Below are 15,415 nucleotides of genomic sequence, written 5' to 3'. Positions count from 1 at the left end.
GCCCCGGTTGTTCCGCACCGGGAAATGATGGCATTGTTCCCTAGCGCTTGCAAAGTTAAGGAACGCCAAAGGCCCGCCATGGATGCCCTAGGGGATTCCCCGGCACGGGCCCAAACCCGCGAGAGCACCGCCTGGTCCCGGGTCGCCTTCGGTGTGGCGCTCGGCGCTTATGCTGCGTATCAGCAATTCAAACTGCCGCCGATTCTACCGGACTTTCTAGCGCGTTACCCGCATAGCCCTGTCACCGCCGCGGGCTTTATGTCGGTTTACGCGCTGGTCGGCCTGATCGCTTCCACGGCGATCGGGCGCAAGCTCGACAGGAATATGGGCATCGGCGTCGCTGCGCTAATAGGGCTGACTGTGATCGGCGTCACACTCGCCCTGGCGGCCCCCCAATCGGCCGCCGTGATGCTGCTGTCGCGCGGGCTGGAAGGCCTGGCTTTTGCGGTCGCCGCTATCGCCGGCCCTGCGATCGCGGCGGCGGCGGCCAAGCCGCGCGACCTGCCCGTCGTCACCGGCCTGATCGCCGCGTGGATCCCGCTGGGCCAGATCGGCGCCGCCCTGGCGGCCCTGGCGTTTCACGATTGGCATTGGCTCTGGATCATCGGCCTGGGCCTGGGCGCCCCGCTGGGTCTCGCGGCTTGGCGGCTGCTCCCCGCAAGCCGCAAGGGCAACGGCGGCGCGCGCCCCGCGGTGCGGCATCCCGACGCGCCGCAGCGACGCCAGCTCGTCCTCGCGGGCACGATCTTCCTGCTCTGGTCGGGGCAGTACTTCGCCTTCATGACCTGGCTCACGCAGTACCTGACCACGGTGCTGGCCCTGGGGCCCGCCGCCTCGGTGCTCGCTTATCTGGTGCCGGTCGTGGTGCTGCTTGGCTTCAATCTCTTGACCGGCTGGGCCTTGCGCCATGGCCTCGCGCTCATTCCCGCGCTGATTGCCGCTTTGCTCGCGCAGGCCTTGGTCTGGTTCGCGCAGCCCTGGCTGTCCGGCGGCCTGGGTCTTGCCGGCCTGGTCCTCTATGGCATCGCCGCCGGCGTCATTCCGACCTGCCTCTTCCAGGTTCCGCATGCGATCGCGCGCGGCACCGCGGGCGCCAGCTTCTTCGGCATCGTGATGACCGGACGCAACGTCGGCGTCTTGACGGGCCCGCTGCTGCTCGCCTTCCTGATCGGATCCGACGAATTTTCCCTGCATTTGAGCTGGACCGCGGCAGCGCAGGCCATCGGCTGCATGACCCTGGCGGCGGTCATCGTGGCGCTGCTGCTCGGTCGCGCGCTGCGACGGAGCTTCTCACACTCCGCAGCATAGGAACCCGCATCGCGCCGGTCGGCCCGGTGACGGCAGTCACATCACAACACACAGCACTCCCGCCTAGTATCCGCGCCGAATCACGGGGCACCCTTGCGCCGCGAGCAGAGACGTGGAGATTGATCATGACCAATTACATCGGGGCCCTGGCGAAGCCGATGGGCCGGCGCAGCGCGATGCTGCCGCTGCTGGCGAGCCAGCTCTACACCTTTTATCTCGGCTGGCGCCGTCGCCGCCGCGACCAAACCGCCCTGATGCGCCAGCCCGACTATCTGCTGCGTGACATCGGCATCGAACGCCACGAGATCGAACCCGCCTTGCGCGGCCGGATGCGCAGCTGCTGAGAACGAGGACGCCATGGAGGCGATGAACCAAGACTGGGTGGTGCGCCAGCTGAACCGGCAACGGCCGGCGCGGCTGGCATTTGAGATCCGCAAGGCGCGCCGTGCCGACATCCTGGAGATGCGCGCCATGCAGGCGCGCGCCATGATGACCATCGGCAGCCGCTACTATTCGCGCTCCGAGATCGAGACCTTCCTCAATCTCGTCGGCACGATGGACGACGCGGTGGTCGATGAGGGCCATTTCTTCGTCGCGGTCGATCCGTTCGAGCGGGTGATTGGCACCGGCGCCTGGTCGCGGCTGGTTCCCGGCTATGCGCGCGTCGCGGGCGGGCAGCAAGCCGCGCCGGCGATCGCGCGGCCGCCCGCCGGCACCGCCACCGTGCGCAGCGTGTTCGTGGCACCGGAATGCACGCGGCGCGGTATCGCACAGGCAATTATGCATCGCGTCGAAGCCGAGGCGGCCGACTCGGGCATGATCCAGCTGCAGTTGACCGCGACCTTGTCCGGCGAAGCCTTCTATCGCGCCATGGGCTATGCCGCGGAGCCGCGGGGCCATGTCGAGCTGCCGGACGGCACCAGGTTCGGTTGCGTCAAGATGAAGAAGCCGATGGTGACACGCAGGGTCACGGCGGCGTGATCCAGCCGCAACCCGGTGAGTGACGCCAGTCATAGCCTGAAGGTGGCTTGAGACGTTTAGATCTCCGGCGATTCGCGCCGCAAAGCGACGACGGAGAATGACCATGAGCATGGATGCCGCCAGCCTGACCAAGCAACTGAACGCACATGCGCTGGCGACGCGCAGCAACCGCGTCGCCGCGCGGCCGGGTCTGCTGCAGGAATGGTTTGCGCGCTGGCAGCTGTGGCGCCGGGTGCGGCGCGACGAGGCCTGGCTCCGCCGCCAGCCGGACTATCTGCTGCGCGACATCGGTATCGAGCGCGGCGAGATCGGCCGGACCGTCCGCCAGGGTCATTACTGATCGGATCTTCTTGAAAGGCGGCCGCGGTATTCAGCCGCGGCCGCGTCTCATTCAGGGCACAGGCTCGAGGCGCGCCTACGGCACCAGGCGATAGCCGCCGGCGTCGGTGACCAGGAGCGTCGCTTTCGCCGGGTCCTTCTCGATCTTCTGCCGCAGGCGATAGATGTGGGTCTCCAGCGTATGCGTGGTGACGCCCGCGTTATAGCCCCAGACCTCACCCAGCAGCGTGTCGCGGCCGACCGGCTTCTGTCCCGCGCGATAGAGATACTTCAGGATCGAAGTTTCCTTCTCGGTGAGGCGGATCTTCTTGTTCAGCTTCTCCTCGATCAGCATCTTCACATTCGGCTTGAACGTGTAGGGGCCGATCACCAGCACCGCGTCCTCGCTCAAGGCATGCTGCCTGAGATGGGCCTTCAACCGCGCGACCAGCTCCCCCAGGCGGAACGGCTTGGCGATGTAGTCGTTGGCGCCGGAATCGAGGCCGCGAATCGTGTCCGCCTCGCCGCTCGAGGCCGTCACCATGATGATCGGCACCGAGACCTGCGCCTTCCTGAGCTGCTGGCAGACTTCGCGGCCGTCGGCATCGGGCAGGCCGACGTCGAGCAGCACCGCGTCGAACTTCTCGGTCTTGGCGACGGCCAGCGCTTCGGCGCCGCTGCCGGCCTCCAGGCACTGATATTCGCCGTTCTGGCTCAACTGTTCGGCCAGGGTCCTCCGCAAGGTCTCGTCGTCATCGACGAGCAGGATCCGTTTGGCGACGGCTTCGGCCATTGCATTCTCTCTCCCGGTTTCCGATCCAGCTAACACCGGAAAGGGAGTGGTTTCAAGGCGGTGGGTAACTTTATTACCGAGGGCTGCATTACCAAGGACTGTCATGGCTCCTGCTCTCCAGAGGTTCTAGGGGGATAGGCCGACCTCTACTTGACCTTTCACGGGGCAGCGCGCCATATCCGGCGATAGCCATGACCTTCGCCGATCCCTTCGCCCAAAGCGTCACATCGCAAGCCAATGTCGCCCGCGCCTTGTCCGAATTGCGGCGCGGCGGTGCGATCGCCATTTCCGCCGGCAGCGAGACGGCCATCGCCATCGCCGCCGAGCTGATCGAGGAGCCGGGCTTCGCCTGGGCCTTGAGCGCGGCGGAAGCCGGGGCCGGCACCGGCACGCGGTTGTTGATGACGGTGGAGCGCGCGGCGCGGCTGGGCCTTGCGGCACCCGCGGGGGTCGAGCGCTTCCGCCTGATGACCCTGCCCGCCGCCGTCTCGGCCGACGTCATCCGCCAACTGGCGGACCCGACCGCGGAGCCGATCGACCCCGCCTTCCTCGATCTCAAGACCAGCGACGACGTGCCGGCGGTGCTCTGCCAGGCGGTGATCGAGCTCGCCAAGGCCGCGCGCCTCCTGCCCGCCGCGGTGGTGGTACCCATGGCGCGGGCCAAGGCCGAGAACTTCGTCGCCGAGCCCTTCCGTCTCGCCGCCGGCGACGTCATCGCCTATCGGCGCAGCGCCGCTTCCGGATTGAAGCGGGTCGGCGCCGCGCATGTCCCGCTCGCGGGCGCCGTGGAGACCGAGATCATCGCGTTCCGCCCGATGGATGGCGGCAAGGAGCATCTCGCCATCGTCATCGGCAAGCTCGACACGACGCGGCCGGTGCTGACGCGGCTGCATTCGGAATGCTTTACCGGCGATCTCCTGGGCTCGCTGCGCTGCGACTGCGGCGACCAGCTCCGGGGCGCGATCGACGAGATCGCCAAGCAAGGCAGCGGCGTGCTGCTCTATCTGGCACAGGAAGGCCGCGGCATCGGGCTGGTCAACAAGCTGCGTGCCTATCAGCTGCAGGATGCCGGCGCGGATACGCTGGAGGCCAACCTGCAGCTCGGCTTCGGCGCCGACGAGCGGGTCTATCAGCCGGCGGCGGAGATGCTGCGGCAGCTCGACATCGGCGCGGTCCGGCTGCTCACCAACAATCCGGAGAAGGTCAAAGGCCTCGTCCAATGCGGCGTCGCGGTCAGCGAGCGGGTGCCGCATGTCTTCCCGGCCAACGACCACAACGAACGCTACCTCAGCACCAAGGCGGTCCGCTTCGGGCATATGTTCTGAGGCTGGCCTGCATTGACGGCCGGACTCCGTCTTTCCGCCGGTTTAATCGTTAAACATTTGAATTGAAACTAAAATCCAATATCACCGATCGCCGGCGAGTCCTGGTTTCGTCAATGCACTGTCTATGCAGGCGGGGACGGCAGCCGGATTTTCACCAGCCATTATACCCGTTTTGTTCTCAGGCGTAAATCCAACCTCTGCGGGGCATCGGCCCTGGCACGGCCCTTGCGATGATACGACCGGCTCCCAGAAGGGGGGCGCCAAAGGTTGGTCCTTTGGGGCAAAGCCCGAGGAACGGTCGATGACGACAGCGCCGCTATTCACCGCCAAGACGCCGCCGGGTTTCTACGCCGCCCAGGCGCCGTCCCCCTACGCCCCCCAAACGCCATCGATGGGGTCGACCCAGGCGAGTGGCGCCATATCTGGTGGGCTGCTCCGCCCCGGGTCGATCGACCAGACCACCTTCCTGCAGATGCTCCAGCAACAGCAGCAAAATCGAACCGCCGCCGGGGTGGGCGGGAAAGCCGTCGCCATGCCGGTCCTGGGCAACATCCCGGGGAGCCCCGTCCCGACCCTGAGTTCGGCACAATTTGCCGCGCTGGTCGGCGCCCAGAATGCGGATCAGGGCCTGGCCGCGGCGCCCCAGGAAGGACTCGCCGCCGATCCCCGCGGCATGGCCGCCGCCCAGGCGCAGCTCCAGGCCCAGTTGCAAGCCCAGGCCCAGCTCCAGGCCGGCAAGGCCGCCGCGCCCCAGGGCCCGGCGCTGAAACTTTCCGGTGCCGCCAATCGCAATCTCTTCGCTGACGCATCGGCCGGCAGCGCCGCGGCGGCGGCAGCGGCCGATCCGGATATGCCCAGCATCAGCCGCAAGCCACCGCAGATGGCGGCTTTGGATGGAACGGCGGTTGCATCAGCAACGCCGGACGACATGCCGACCATCACGCGCAAGAGCGCGCCGCTGCCCGAAGCCTCGGCCTCGACCAGCGCCGCAGCGACGCCGGCGGAGAGCAAGAGCGAGTCTGCGGCGAAGAGCGATCCCAACGTGGTGCATCTGAAGTCGCCACCGGACAAGGAGCAGATCACCGAGCTGCGCATGCGCAACAAGCGCTGGGTGGTCGATGAGACTCCGGGCGCGCGGCAGCTGTTCTTCGGCACCGACGGCGAGTTCGGCTGGGACGACTTCCTCGACATGATCAACCCGCTGCAGCACATCCCGGGCATCGCCCAGATCTATCGCGCCGTGACCGGCGACGAGATCAATGGTGCGGCCAGCCTGCTCGGCGCGCTGCCGCTGGGACCGCTGAGCGGCCTCGGCCTGGTGGCCACGGTGGCCGATCTCGCGGTCAAGGACGCGACCGGCGATGACATGGGCGGCAACCTGATGGCCATGGTGTTCGGCAAGGATGAGAAGCCGCAAGGCGGCGGCACCGTGCCGGCGGACATGGCCGATTCCGGCGAGCCTGGCGCGGCCACGGTCGAGGCCGGCAGCCGCCAGACCGCCTTCGCCATGTCCGAGGCCAGCGAGCAGCACGCTTCCTGCCGGGGTTAGAATCCCGTGGATTCCGTGCTAGCTAGAGCCCCGCGGCCGATTTGATTCGGCTGGGTATCGCAGACCGCCGGGGATAACCGTATTGACCGATCTCGTGATCTCGCCCGCGAAGACGCAGGTGACGCCCGCCTGGGCAAGACTCGGCGACTTGCAATGGCGCTGCGCATTGGGGCGTTCCGGCATCTCCGCCGCAAAGATCGAAGGCGACGGCACCACGCCCGCCGGCCGGTTCCCGATCCGCCGCCTGTTCTATCGTCCCGACCGGGTGCGCGACATCGCTTGCGCCTTCCCCACGTTGCCGATGTCGCCGGCCGACGGCTGGTGCGACGCGCCCGAGGATCCCGCCTATAATCGCCTGGTGACGCGCCCCTATCCCGCATCGCATGAGGCAATGTGGCGCGAGGATGCGCTCTATGACCTGGTGCTGGTGATCGGCCATAACGACGATCCGGTCGTGCCGGGCAAGGGCAGCGCGGTGTTCCTGCATCTCGCCCGCCCCGACTATGGTCCGACCGACGGCTGCATCGCCTTCGCCCGCGCGGACTTCATCCGGCTGCTGGGCAGCCTCGATCGCGACAGCCATGTCGTGATCCCCGGATAGCGCCAGACAGGAAGGAATCGACATGAGCCGGCTCGACAGTTTCATCCGCCGCCTGCAGGCCCAGCGCGACTGCCTCAGCGCGGCGGTCGCCCAGATCCGCGGCATCGACGGCTTCGTGCTGGAGCTCGGCCTCGGCAACGGCCGCACCTTCGACCATCTGCGCGAGATCTGCCCGGAGCGCGAGATCTATGTGTTCGACCGGCAGGTGAATGCGCATCCGGATTGCATTCCGGCGCCGGACCATCTCTTCCTCGGCGAGATCACCGCTACCTTGCCGCAGGCGCTGGCGCGGCTCGGCGCCCATGCGGCGCTGGTGCATACCGACGTCGGCACCGGCGATCAGGAATCGAACACGCGGCTGGCCGCGACCCTCGCGCCGATGATCCGCGCCATCCTGCGGCCGGGCGGCATCGTCATCAGCGACCAGGCGCTCAGCACCGCGGGCCTCAAGCCGATCGCGCTGCCGGAAGGCGTCAAGCCCGGGCGCTACTTCATGAACCAAGCGGTCTAGCCGGCTGGGGCCGCAAAAAAGAAAGTCGGGAGGACGGTGGGGTCGTCCTCCCGACACACTCAGGGAGATCTCGAGCAGAGCGCGGAACGGCGCCTCAGAAGGTGAGGGCCGAGCCGATGCCGACGCTGAAGGCGCCGTAGCTGTCGGTGTCGTCCGGCTTGGTGTCGTGGGTGTCCTTGTACCAGGTGTAGCCGACCTCGGCGTCGACCAGGATGCCCGGCGCCATCAGGTAGCTCGCGGTGGCGACCACATGGTCGAGCGACTGATGGCCGTCGTCACCGAAGGCCGCGCCGGAGAACAGGCTGTCGTACCAGCCGTGGCTGTACTGCACGCCGACCTTGAAGGCATCGAAGGCATAGGCCGCACCGCCGCCCGCGATCCAGGCATTGTTGTCGTCGCCGCCGATCCCGCGATACTCGAAGATGCCGCCAGCGGAGAAGCCGCCCACGGTGAAGTTGGCGCCGGTCTGATAGGCATAGGCCTTGCCGTCATTGGCGCCCGCGACGTGGTTGAACTTCAGCTGCCAGGAGCCACCGGCGCCGGCCTGCAGGCCCCAGCCGTCGCCCTTGTAGGCATAGCTCGCATAGGTCGTGACGACATGCGACGCCGTGCCCTCGGCGATGACCGGCGTGCCCGAACCGTTGACGCCGTCCTGCACATAGGTCTCGGCGTTGAGGCTCGGCGTGTAGCTGACCGCGAGCTGGAAGCCGCCGAAATTCGGCGTGGTGTAGGCGACCTTCTGGGAATCGTTGTCGGCGCTCTTGCAGTAGACGTTGGATTTCAGCGGGTCGTTCGAGCCCCAGCCGAGCGTCGGGCTGAAGGCGCTGAAGTTCGAGGTGCCGCCCGGCGCGGCGACGCAGTAGTTCTCCAGCACGTCGTTCTGCGAACCGATCTGCACCTTGCCGAAACCGCCCGACCAGTAGACGAAGGACTTGTCGATCTGGTCGGCGGCGTTCTCGCCTTCGAGCTCGATGCGGGCGCCGACGGTGAGCCCGTTGTCGAGCTTGGTCTCGCCCTTGAAGTAGACCTCCGCATTGTGCTGGAAGGCATCGGTGGTGTGGTGATTGCCGAAATGGCCTTCGCTCTTGTTGTCGAAGACGCCCATGTAGACGGTGTTGAAGAATCCGCCGACCTCGAGCTTGATTCCATCCGAGGCCTGGGCGGAGGCCGCCAAGGTGCCGGCGCCGACCAGGATCGAGCTGCCGAGAAGAAGCTTTTTCATTCGCTGTCCCCAAGTGTTGCGTTTGCAGGCACGCAGCGACCCTCGCCGCGCAACGGCTGTTGCGCAGTTGAAACGAAGGGCCGCCACGGACCGATGACGTTCCGGCCGAAGTGGATCCCCCACGACCGAAACGGCGCCATACTTGCGGCGCGGGTTTCACACGGTCAAATGACGGTTCTGTTTTTTGCGAAGCGACGAAAAAACTTCACGCAGGCGAGGCCGCGATGCCTATCGCATGGCTGGATCAAGGAAGTCGATCTCAAGCGCGTGGCGGATAGTCATGTGCGCGCGAGATGCGCGCGGTGCCTGCTTGCTGCGGCGACCTGGCGAATCGGTGGGAAAGGTCAGGGGGGAGCAGCCGCACGCTGTCTCCCCCACTGAGGACGAGGGATCCTCCTTGTGCAAGAGGATGGCGGCACGCGCTTAGGGGACGCGAACCACCGCCTGGTTTCTTATTGGATGAGTCCCGGCGGTCCTTTCTCCGCTGGAGTCACCGACAGAAGTCTCAGAAGGTGAACTTCGAGCCGATGCCGACATCGGCCGCGTCGTAGCTGCGGTCCTGGCCGTTGGCCGCCGAGGCATCGCCGCTGTCATGGAACCAGGTGTAGCCGAGTTCGGCGTCGAGCAGGACGCCGGGACCCATCTCGTAGCTGCCGGTCAGGATCACGCGGTCGAGGTTGCGCGAACCGTTGGGGTCGGGCGCGAAGCCGAGGCCGGCACCGGCATAATGCCCGTGGCTGCCCTGCACGCCGACGGTCCAGGCGTCGATGCCGTAGCTGGCGCCGCCGCCGGCGACCCAGGCGTTGTTGTTGGCGCCGCCGAAGTCGTAATATTCGCCGATGCCGCCGATCGCGAAGTTGCCGAAGGTGACGTCGAGCGCGGTCTGGTAGAAGGCGCTGCGGCCGTCATTGACGCCGTCGCTCTTGTTGAACGCCCCCTGCCAGTCGCCGCCGCCGCCCCAGTTCACGCCCCAGCCGTCACCGGCATAGGAATAGGTGAGGTAGGCGCCGAAGATGTGATGCGGCGTGCCGTCCGGCGTGGCCGGCGTGCCCGGACCGTTGACGCCCGCCTGGGTATAATCCTCGGCGTTGCCGCTCGGCGTGTAGGCGAGGGCCAGCTGGAAGCCGGCGAAGTTCGGCGTGGTGTACTTGATCGACTGCGAATTGCCGGCGCCGACCGCATCGGTGCAGACCGAGTTGGAGCCGATCGGGTCGTTGGACCCCCAGGCGGCCGGCGAGAAGCCGGAGAAGTTCGCGGTGGCGCCCGGCGGGAAGACCGGGCAGGCGCCGATCACGCTGTCCTGCGAACCGATCGACACCTTGCCGAAGCCGCCCGACCAATAGACGAAGGACTTGTCGATCTGGTCGGTGGCATTCTCGCCCTCGAGCTCGATCTGCGCGCCGACGGTCAGGCCGTTGTCGAGCGTGGTCTCACCCTTGAACCAGACCTCGGCATTGTGCACGAAGCGGTCGGTATTGCGATGATTGCCGTAGTCGTTACCGTTCTTCGAATCGAACACGCCCTGGTAGACGGTCTGGAAGAAGCCGCCGACGTCCAGCTTGATGCCGTCGGAAGCCTGCGCGGCGTTCGCCAGGGAGGCGACCCCGACCAGCGCGCTGCTGCCTAGTATCAGTTTTTTCATAGTGGTGTCTCACCTGTTGTGCGGTGGTCGGTGAGAAGGCCGACCGTCCCCGTCCCTCTCGTCTCTCGGGCATCGGCTGGAAGGACCGATGCTTTCCCACTGATGCCGGCGGAGGGCGAGGCGCGCGGCGCATCGGATCGATTCGGCAAACACGCTTCGCCGACCCGCAGTGAGCGCAATAGGCCTAGATCGCGGGCCGGATTGCCGCAAATGACGGGTGTTCAGCGCGCGATGTGAGGCTCGGTCATAGCGCGGCAATGAAGGTTGCAAGGCTGACGCGAGGCTGTTGAATCGGCGCATGCCGAGCCGGAGCGGCCAGCCTGCTTGCACTTCGCTATCGCCGCGCTGACGCGAAGCTGACGGTCGCGGACGCGGTGCGGCTCGCGGCGCCGGTTCGCTCTGCCGCATTTCCGCGTCGCTGTGGCTTCGCCGCCACGCTGCGACGAAGCTCGAAGGAAGTGCCGGGCTCGGCCGTTCAACAGGCGGAGGCCCGCGATGCGAGTTTTGAAATGCTGGAAAGCGACCTGTCCTTTAGACTGCTCGACCTCAATCTGCTGCGTGTGTTCGATGCGATGATGCTCGAAGGCAGCGTGGCCGGCGCCGCCGCGCGCCTGAGCATCACGCCGTCGGCGGTCAGCCATGCGCTCGCCCGCCTGCGCGCGCTGTTCAACGACCCGCTGTTCGTTCGCTCGGCGAACCGGATGCGCGCGACGCCGCGCGCCAGCGAGATCGGCGGCAAGGTGCGGGAGGGCCTGCACTTCCTGGAAGGCGCGCTGACGCCGACCGATTTCTCGGCGGCGGCGAGCAGCCGGACCTTCACGGTCGCCTGCAGCGCCTATGTCTCCGCCGTGCTGCTGCCCGGAGTCATCGCCCGGATGCGCGCGCGCGCGCCGCGCTCGCATCTGGCCGTCGTCTCCTGGGATCCCGGCGTGCTCGACCGCTTCGATTCCGGGCAGATCGACGTGCTGCTCGGCGACTTCCGCCGCGCACCGGCGGGATATGAAGTCGAGGCCCTGTTCGAGGACCGCCTGGTCTGGCTGATGGGGCGCGAATACATCCTGGCGCCCGGCATGGCGGACCGGCGCCTGCAGCTGCGGGCGATCAAGCCCGAGATCGCGGACCGCGTCCGCTGGGAGAACGGCTTCGAGCGCCGGACCGGGATGGAGGAATTCTGCGGGCTGGTCGGCAATCCGGTTGACGGCACGGAATATAGGCCCGCGCTCGGCTCCCTGCCCTATTCGATGATCGCGCCGCTGGTGGTGAAGCGAACCGATCTGGTCGCCTTGCTGCCGCGGCGCCTGGCCCGCCTGTTCGCGCAGGATCTGCAGCTCGATGTCGTCGATGCCGCGGACGAGATGGTGGGCGACGGGATCCGGATCGCCGCGATCCGCCATCCCGACCATGGCGGCCGCGCGGCGGTCGCGTGGTTCTGCGCTCTATTGCGCGAGGCGACCGAAGCGCTGGAGCGCGAGGAAGATGAACGGGGGAGCAGCCGCACGCTGTCCCCCGCTGAGGACAAGGGGCCCTCTTGCGGGCAAGAGGTGGCGAGACGCGCTTAGGGGACGCGAACGCCGGAGGCTTTTTTGTTGGACGCCCGGGTCAGCCATCGGTTCATCGCCGCCGGCCGACCCGGTACGCCGGGTGTCGTTCAGAGTCTCAGAATTTCAGAGTCGAGCCGATGGCGACGCTGACCGCTTCGTATTTGTCGGTGTCGCCGTCCGCGGCATCGCCGGTGTCCTTGAACCAGGTGTAGCCAAGCTCGGCATCCAGATCAACGCCGGGACCCAGGGCATAGTTGCCGGTCAGGATGACGCGGTCGAGGTTGCGGCTGCCACCGGGATTGGCGTCGAAGGCGAGCGCCGGGCCGGCGCCGTCGTAATGTCCGTGCGAGCCCTGCAGGCCGACGGTCCAGGCATCGACGCCATAGCTGATGCCGCCGCCGGCGACCCAGGCATTGTTGTCGTTCCCGCCGGTGTTGAAATACTCCATCACGCCGCCGATGCCGAAGTTGCCGAAGTTGACGTTGAGTCCGGTCTGATAGGCCTGGCTCTTGCCGTCGTTCCCGCCGTCCGTGCCGTTGAACCGGGTCTGCCAGGAGCCGCCGCCGCCCCAGTCGATGCCCCAGCCATCGCCGGCATAGGAATAGAGCGCATAGGCCGCGAAGCTATGATGCGCGGTGCCGTCGGGATTGCTCGGCGTGCCGGCGGAGTTGACGCCGGCCTGGGTGTAGTCCTCGGCATTGTTGCTTGGCGTGTAGGCGACGATCAGCTGGAAGCCGCTGAAGTTCGGCGTCGAGTAGACGATCGACTGCGAGTTGCCGAGCACGTCGGTGCAGGCCGCGTTGGAGCCGACCGGGTCGTTCGAGCCCCAGTCGTCCGGCGAGAAGGCGGAGAAGTTCGCGGTGGCGCCCGGCGGCAGGATGCAATAGCCGCCGATCGGGCCGTCCTGCGAGCCGATCTGCACCTTGCCGAAACCACCGGACCAGTAGACGAAGGACTTGTCGATCTGATCGTTGGCATTCTCGGCTTCGAGCTCGATGCGGGCGCCGACGGTAAGGCCGTTGTCGAGCGTGGTCTCGCCGTTGAACCAGACTTCGGCATTGTGCGCGAATTTGTCGGTGTTGCGATGATTGCCGAAATGGCCTTCGCTCTTCTTGTCGAAGACGCCCTGATAGACCGACTGGAAGAATCCGCCGATATCGAGCTTGACGCCGTCCGAAGCTTGCGCAGCGCCGGCCATTGCCGCGACGCCTGCCAGCGTCGTGCTGCCGAGTAGAATACGTTTCATGTCGAGTGCTCTCTAATTTGCGACCGCCGACCGGCGGGCGCCGTTGCCCCTCTTGATCCGCACGCTCCGTCTGCCGATATGAGGGTCCAGCCGGATTCCGTCTGGAGCTTGGCGGGGGCGCTTGCTGCGGATCGTCCTCGATTGCGGCGGGCGCGGCGGTGGCCTTGGGGCACTGGGATGCGGCATTTGTGCACCTCCTCGTGCCGAAAGGAATTAGAAGGGAATGTCAGGTGACACCAGTGATGACTGCTCACGTGACAGCTGAAAGGATTTCAATGGCGCCGCGACCGCATGGTATGCGCACAACCTTGCTTTCATTCCGGTCATTGGGCCGGTGATCGGGCCGGTCATTACAGCGCCGGCGGGCGCGGTTTCTCGCCACATGATGCAAGCGGGCCACAGCGCGCGACGGCGCGCCGCAGCCTTGCCGCAAGGATGCCGATCGGGTTTGGGGACGCCGCGATGCCGGGGCGGCTAGACGAGGAAGGCGATCGCCGCGATCAGGGCGGCCAGCAGGGCACCGGCCTTCACGCTGCGCCAGCTGACATCGTAGTGGCGCGAGGCGTAGTCGTCGGGCTCGGGGGAATTCAGTGACACAATTCTATTCCGCATCTGCTTGCTCTCGATCCGGATCGGCCTCGCTGGGGTGCGGGGGCGATCCGCGTGACCAGATGGCGCCGATCGGGACAGGATCAAATGACGAGTGCTCAGGGGTGCCGTGAGCGAAGTGCAATTCAGGCTGCTTGACCTCAATCTGCTTCGGGTCTTCGACGCGCTGATCGAAGAGCGCAGCGTCACCCGCGCGGCGGCGCGGCTGCACATCACGCCTTCTGCCGTGAGTCACGCGCTGGCCCGGCTGCGCGACCTGTTCGAGGACCAGCTGTTCGTGCGCGGTCCGCAGGGCATGCAGGCGACGCCGCGGGCCGCCGAGATCGGGCCGCGGCTGCGCGACGGCCTGCACCAGCTGGAGATGGCACTGACGCCGCGGGCTTTCGAGCCCCTGGCGAGTACCCGAGTATTCACAATTGCGTGCAGCGGCTATATCTGTGCGGTGCTGCTACCGGAACTGATGCGGCGGATGCGCGCGCAGGCACCGAACACCAAGCTGGTGGTGCGCTCGCTGGAGTCCGGCGTGGTGGCGGCTTTGGAGGCCGGCCAGGTCGACCTGCTGGTCGGCGGCTTCGGGCATATTCCCGAGCGGTTCCAGTCCGAGCCGCTGTTCCAGGACGCGGCGGTCTGGCTGCTCGGGCGCGACTATCTCGATCCCAAGACCGAGGTCTCGCCGGACCGGGTCGCGCGGCTGCCGAAGCTCAGCGCGATGTCGGGCGGCAGCACCAACCTGATCGAGGGCGTGGTGGTCGAGAACGGCCTGGAGCGGCGGGTCTCGCTCGACGAGCATAGCGGCGTCGTCGGCGTGCCATTGGGCGACCTGGAGGGTGGCCCGATCCTGGCCTCCATCCCCTACTCTTCCGTGGCGCCGCTGATCGTCAAGCACAGCGACATGGCGGCCTTGCTGCCGCGCCGGCTCGCCAATCTCTTCGCGCAGAGCTTCGACCTCGACATCGCGGAGCCGGATTCCAATTTGACGAGGCTGGAGATCCTCTCGCTCTGGCATCGCGAGCACGGCAATCACGCCGCGATCGCCTGGTTCCGCGGTCTCCTGGCCGAGGTCGCCGCCGTCCTTTAAGCGCTGGTTTCCCGCGTGCCGAAGATCGCGGTGCCGACGCGCACCAGGGTGGCGCCGAGCCGGATTGCGCTCTCGTAATCGCCGCTCATGCCCATGCTGAGCCCAGGGAGCGCGTTGCGCTGAGCGATCTCGCGCAGCAGCGCGAAATAGGGCGCCGGTTGGCGCTCGGCCGGCGGAATGCACATCAGGCCGGCGATGGCGAGGCCGAGCTCGCTGCGGCAGAGCTTGATGAAGGCATCGGCCTCGCGCGGCGCGATGCCGGCCTTCTGCGCTTCCTCGCCGATGTTCACCTGGATGAAGAGCTCGAGCTTGCGGTTCTGCCGCGCCATCTCGGCGGCGAGTGCGCGTGCGAGCTTCTCCCGGTCGACGGTCTGGATCACGTCGAACAGGGCCACGGCGTCCTTGACCTTGTTGGTCTGCAACGGGCCGATCAGATGCAAGCGAAGTTGCGGATGGATCCGCTGGAGTTCCGGATACTTGCCCTGCGCTTCCTGGACCCGGTTCTCACCGAACACCGCCTGCCCGGCGGCGAGCGCCGCGGCAACGGCTTCGGCAGGATGAGTCTTGGCCACGGCGACCAGCGTCACCGCGGCGGGATCGCGATCGGCATCGCGCGCGGCGGCGGCGATCCTGGCGCGGATCTCGCGCAGATTGGCGGCGATGGATGTGGCCGAGTCCATCCGGGGAATTT

The 15,415-nt window shown here is 66.9% G+C and carries 16 protein-coding genes; 10 read left to right on the top strand and 6 right to left on the bottom strand.

The window, feature by feature from the left end; genetic code table 11:
* Positions 1-24 precede the first annotated feature (24 nt).
* From ACYQ4T_RS16625 to ACYQ4T_RS16610, 4 genes are all read left to right on the top strand, one after another.
* Positions 25-1,308 (top strand): MFS transporter, encoded by a 1,284-nt coding sequence (locus ACYQ4T_RS16625; RefSeq protein WP_459856347.1) that lies wholly within the window; start codon positions 25-27, stop codon positions 1,306-1,308.
* 125 nt (positions 1,309-1,433) lie between these two features.
* Positions 1,434-1,652, top strand: a complete 219-nt coding sequence (locus tag ACYQ4T_RS16620; protein WP_459856345.1) for a DUF1127 domain-containing protein — start codon at positions 1,434-1,436, stop codon at positions 1,650-1,652.
* Positions 1,653-1,674: 22 nt separating this feature from the next.
* Entirely contained in the window at positions 1,675-2,289 is a 615-nt protein-coding gene (locus ACYQ4T_RS16615) for a GNAT family N-acetyltransferase (protein WP_459856343.1), read from the top strand.
* 103 nt (positions 2,290-2,392) lie between these two features.
* Positions 2,393-2,629 (top strand): DUF1127 domain-containing protein, encoded by a 237-nt coding sequence (locus ACYQ4T_RS16610; RefSeq protein ID WP_459856341.1) that lies wholly within the window; start codon positions 2,393-2,395, stop codon positions 2,627-2,629.
* Positions 2,630-2,704: 75 nt separating this feature from the next.
* Here ACYQ4T_RS16610 and ACYQ4T_RS16605 read toward each other — a convergent pair whose 3' ends face one another.
* On the bottom strand, positions 2,705-3,400 hold the full coding sequence (locus ACYQ4T_RS16605) for a response regulator transcription factor (protein ID WP_459856339.1): 696 nt from the start codon (positions 3,398-3,400) through the stop codon (positions 2,705-2,707).
* Between the two features lie 191 nt (positions 3,401-3,591).
* On the opposite strand from ACYQ4T_RS16605, the gene ribA reads away from it, so the two are divergent.
* The 4 genes from ribA (at position 3,592) to ACYQ4T_RS16585 (ending at position 7,386) form a co-directional block, all read left to right on the top strand.
* The gene (ribA, locus tag ACYQ4T_RS16600) at positions 3,592-4,725 is read left to right on the top strand and encodes a GTP cyclohydrolase II (protein ID WP_459856336.1); all 1,134 of its coding nucleotides are present in this window, start codon (positions 3,592-3,594) and stop codon (positions 4,723-4,725) included.
* 301 nt (positions 4,726-5,026) lie between these two features.
* The gene (locus ACYQ4T_RS16595; protein ID WP_459856334.1) at positions 5,027-6,274 is read left to right on the top strand and encodes a hypothetical protein; all 1,248 of its coding nucleotides are present in this window, start codon (positions 5,027-5,029) and stop codon (positions 6,272-6,274) included.
* A gap of 82 nt (positions 6,275-6,356) precedes the next feature.
* Positions 6,357-6,875 (top strand): L,D-transpeptidase family protein, encoded by a 519-nt coding sequence (locus ACYQ4T_RS16590; protein WP_459856331.1) that lies wholly within the window; start codon positions 6,357-6,359, stop codon positions 6,873-6,875.
* Between the two features lie 22 nt (positions 6,876-6,897).
* On the top strand, positions 6,898-7,386 hold the full coding sequence (locus ACYQ4T_RS16585; protein ID WP_459856328.1) for a class I SAM-dependent methyltransferase: 489 nt from the start codon (positions 6,898-6,900) through the stop codon (positions 7,384-7,386).
* 94 nt (positions 7,387-7,480) lie between these two features.
* Here ACYQ4T_RS16585 and ACYQ4T_RS16580 read toward each other — a convergent pair whose 3' ends face one another.
* Entirely contained in the window at positions 7,481-8,608 is a 1,128-nt protein-coding gene (locus ACYQ4T_RS16580; protein WP_459856326.1) for a porin, read from the bottom strand.
* Positions 8,609-9,113: 505 nt separating this feature from the next.
* Positions 9,114-10,250 (bottom strand): porin, encoded by a 1,137-nt coding sequence (locus ACYQ4T_RS16575; RefSeq protein ID WP_459856324.1) that lies wholly within the window; start codon positions 10,248-10,250, stop codon positions 9,114-9,116.
* Positions 10,251-10,624: 374 nt separating this feature from the next.
* Between ACYQ4T_RS16575 and ACYQ4T_RS16570 the strand changes: the two genes are divergently transcribed.
* Entirely contained in the window at positions 10,625-11,809 is a 1,185-nt protein-coding gene (locus ACYQ4T_RS16570; RefSeq protein WP_459856321.1) for a LysR family transcriptional regulator, read from the top strand.
* 97 nt (positions 11,810-11,906) lie between these two features.
* On the opposite strand, the gene ACYQ4T_RS16565 is transcribed toward ACYQ4T_RS16570, so the two are convergent.
* Positions 11,907-13,037, bottom strand: a complete 1,131-nt coding sequence (locus tag ACYQ4T_RS16565; RefSeq protein WP_459856319.1) for a porin — start codon at positions 13,035-13,037, stop codon at positions 11,907-11,909.
* 474 nt (positions 13,038-13,511) lie between these two features.
* Entirely contained in the window at positions 13,512-13,634 is a 123-nt protein-coding gene (locus ACYQ4T_RS16560) for a hypothetical protein (RefSeq protein ID WP_459856317.1), read from the bottom strand.
* A 121-nt stretch (positions 13,635-13,755) separates the two neighbouring features.
* Between ACYQ4T_RS16560 and ACYQ4T_RS16555 the strand changes: the two genes are divergently transcribed.
* Positions 13,756-14,724, top strand: a complete 969-nt coding sequence (locus tag ACYQ4T_RS16555; RefSeq protein WP_459856314.1) for a LysR family transcriptional regulator — start codon at positions 13,756-13,758, stop codon at positions 14,722-14,724.
* Here the strand turns inward: ACYQ4T_RS16555 and ACYQ4T_RS16550 are convergent.
* Entirely contained in the window at positions 14,721-15,404 is a 684-nt protein-coding gene (locus ACYQ4T_RS16550; protein ID WP_459856312.1) for a YggS family pyridoxal phosphate-dependent enzyme, read from the bottom strand. The two genes, ACYQ4T_RS16555 and ACYQ4T_RS16550, sit on opposite strands and share 4 nt — an antisense overlap.
* Between the last annotated feature and the right edge of the window lie 11 nt (positions 15,405-15,415).

It is taken from the genome of Dongia sp. agr-C8 (assembly GCF_054658695.1).
The sequence above is the reverse complement of the archived record's forward strand: the minus strand, read 5'-3'. Positions and strand labels throughout refer to the sequence as shown.

What these genes read in the sequence shown, in the direction of transcription:
- ACYQ4T_RS16550 (WP_459856312.1), bottom strand. Translation starts at nt 15,404, where the DNA reads ATGGACTCGGCCACATCCATCGCCGCCAATCTGCGCGAGATCCGCGCC.
- ribA (WP_459856336.1), top strand. Translation starts at nt 3,592, where the DNA reads ATGACCTTCGCCGATCCCTTCGCCCAAAGCGTCACATCGCAAGCCAAT.
- ACYQ4T_RS16565 (WP_459856319.1), bottom strand. Translation starts at nt 13,037, where the DNA reads ATGAAACGTATTCTACTCGGCAGCACGACGCTGGCAGGCGTCGCGGCA.
- ACYQ4T_RS16625 (WP_459856347.1), top strand. Translation starts at nt 25, where the DNA reads ATGATGGCATTGTTCCCTAGCGCTTGCAAAGTTAAGGAACGCCAAAGG.
- ACYQ4T_RS16580 (WP_459856326.1), bottom strand. Translation starts at nt 8,608, where the DNA reads ATGAAAAAGCTTCTTCTCGGCAGCTCGATCCTGGTCGGCGCCGGCACC.
- ACYQ4T_RS16575 (WP_459856324.1), bottom strand. Translation starts at nt 10,250, where the DNA reads ATGAAAAAACTGATACTAGGCAGCAGCGCGCTGGTCGGGGTCGCCTCC.
- ACYQ4T_RS16610 (WP_459856341.1), top strand. Translation starts at nt 2,393, where the DNA reads ATGAGCATGGATGCCGCCAGCCTGACCAAGCAACTGAACGCACATGCG.
- ACYQ4T_RS16585 (WP_459856328.1), top strand. Translation starts at nt 6,898, where the DNA reads ATGAGCCGGCTCGACAGTTTCATCCGCCGCCTGCAGGCCCAGCGCGAC.
- ACYQ4T_RS16620 (WP_459856345.1), top strand. Translation starts at nt 1,434, where the DNA reads ATGACCAATTACATCGGGGCCCTGGCGAAGCCGATGGGCCGGCGCAGC.
- ACYQ4T_RS16595 (WP_459856334.1), top strand. Translation starts at nt 5,027, where the DNA reads ATGACGACAGCGCCGCTATTCACCGCCAAGACGCCGCCGGGTTTCTAC.
- ACYQ4T_RS16605 (WP_459856339.1), bottom strand. Translation starts at nt 3,400, where the DNA reads ATGGCCGAAGCCGTCGCCAAACGGATCCTGCTCGTCGATGACGACGAG.
- ACYQ4T_RS16615 (WP_459856343.1), top strand. Translation starts at nt 1,675, where the DNA reads ATGAACCAAGACTGGGTGGTGCGCCAGCTGAACCGGCAACGGCCGGCG.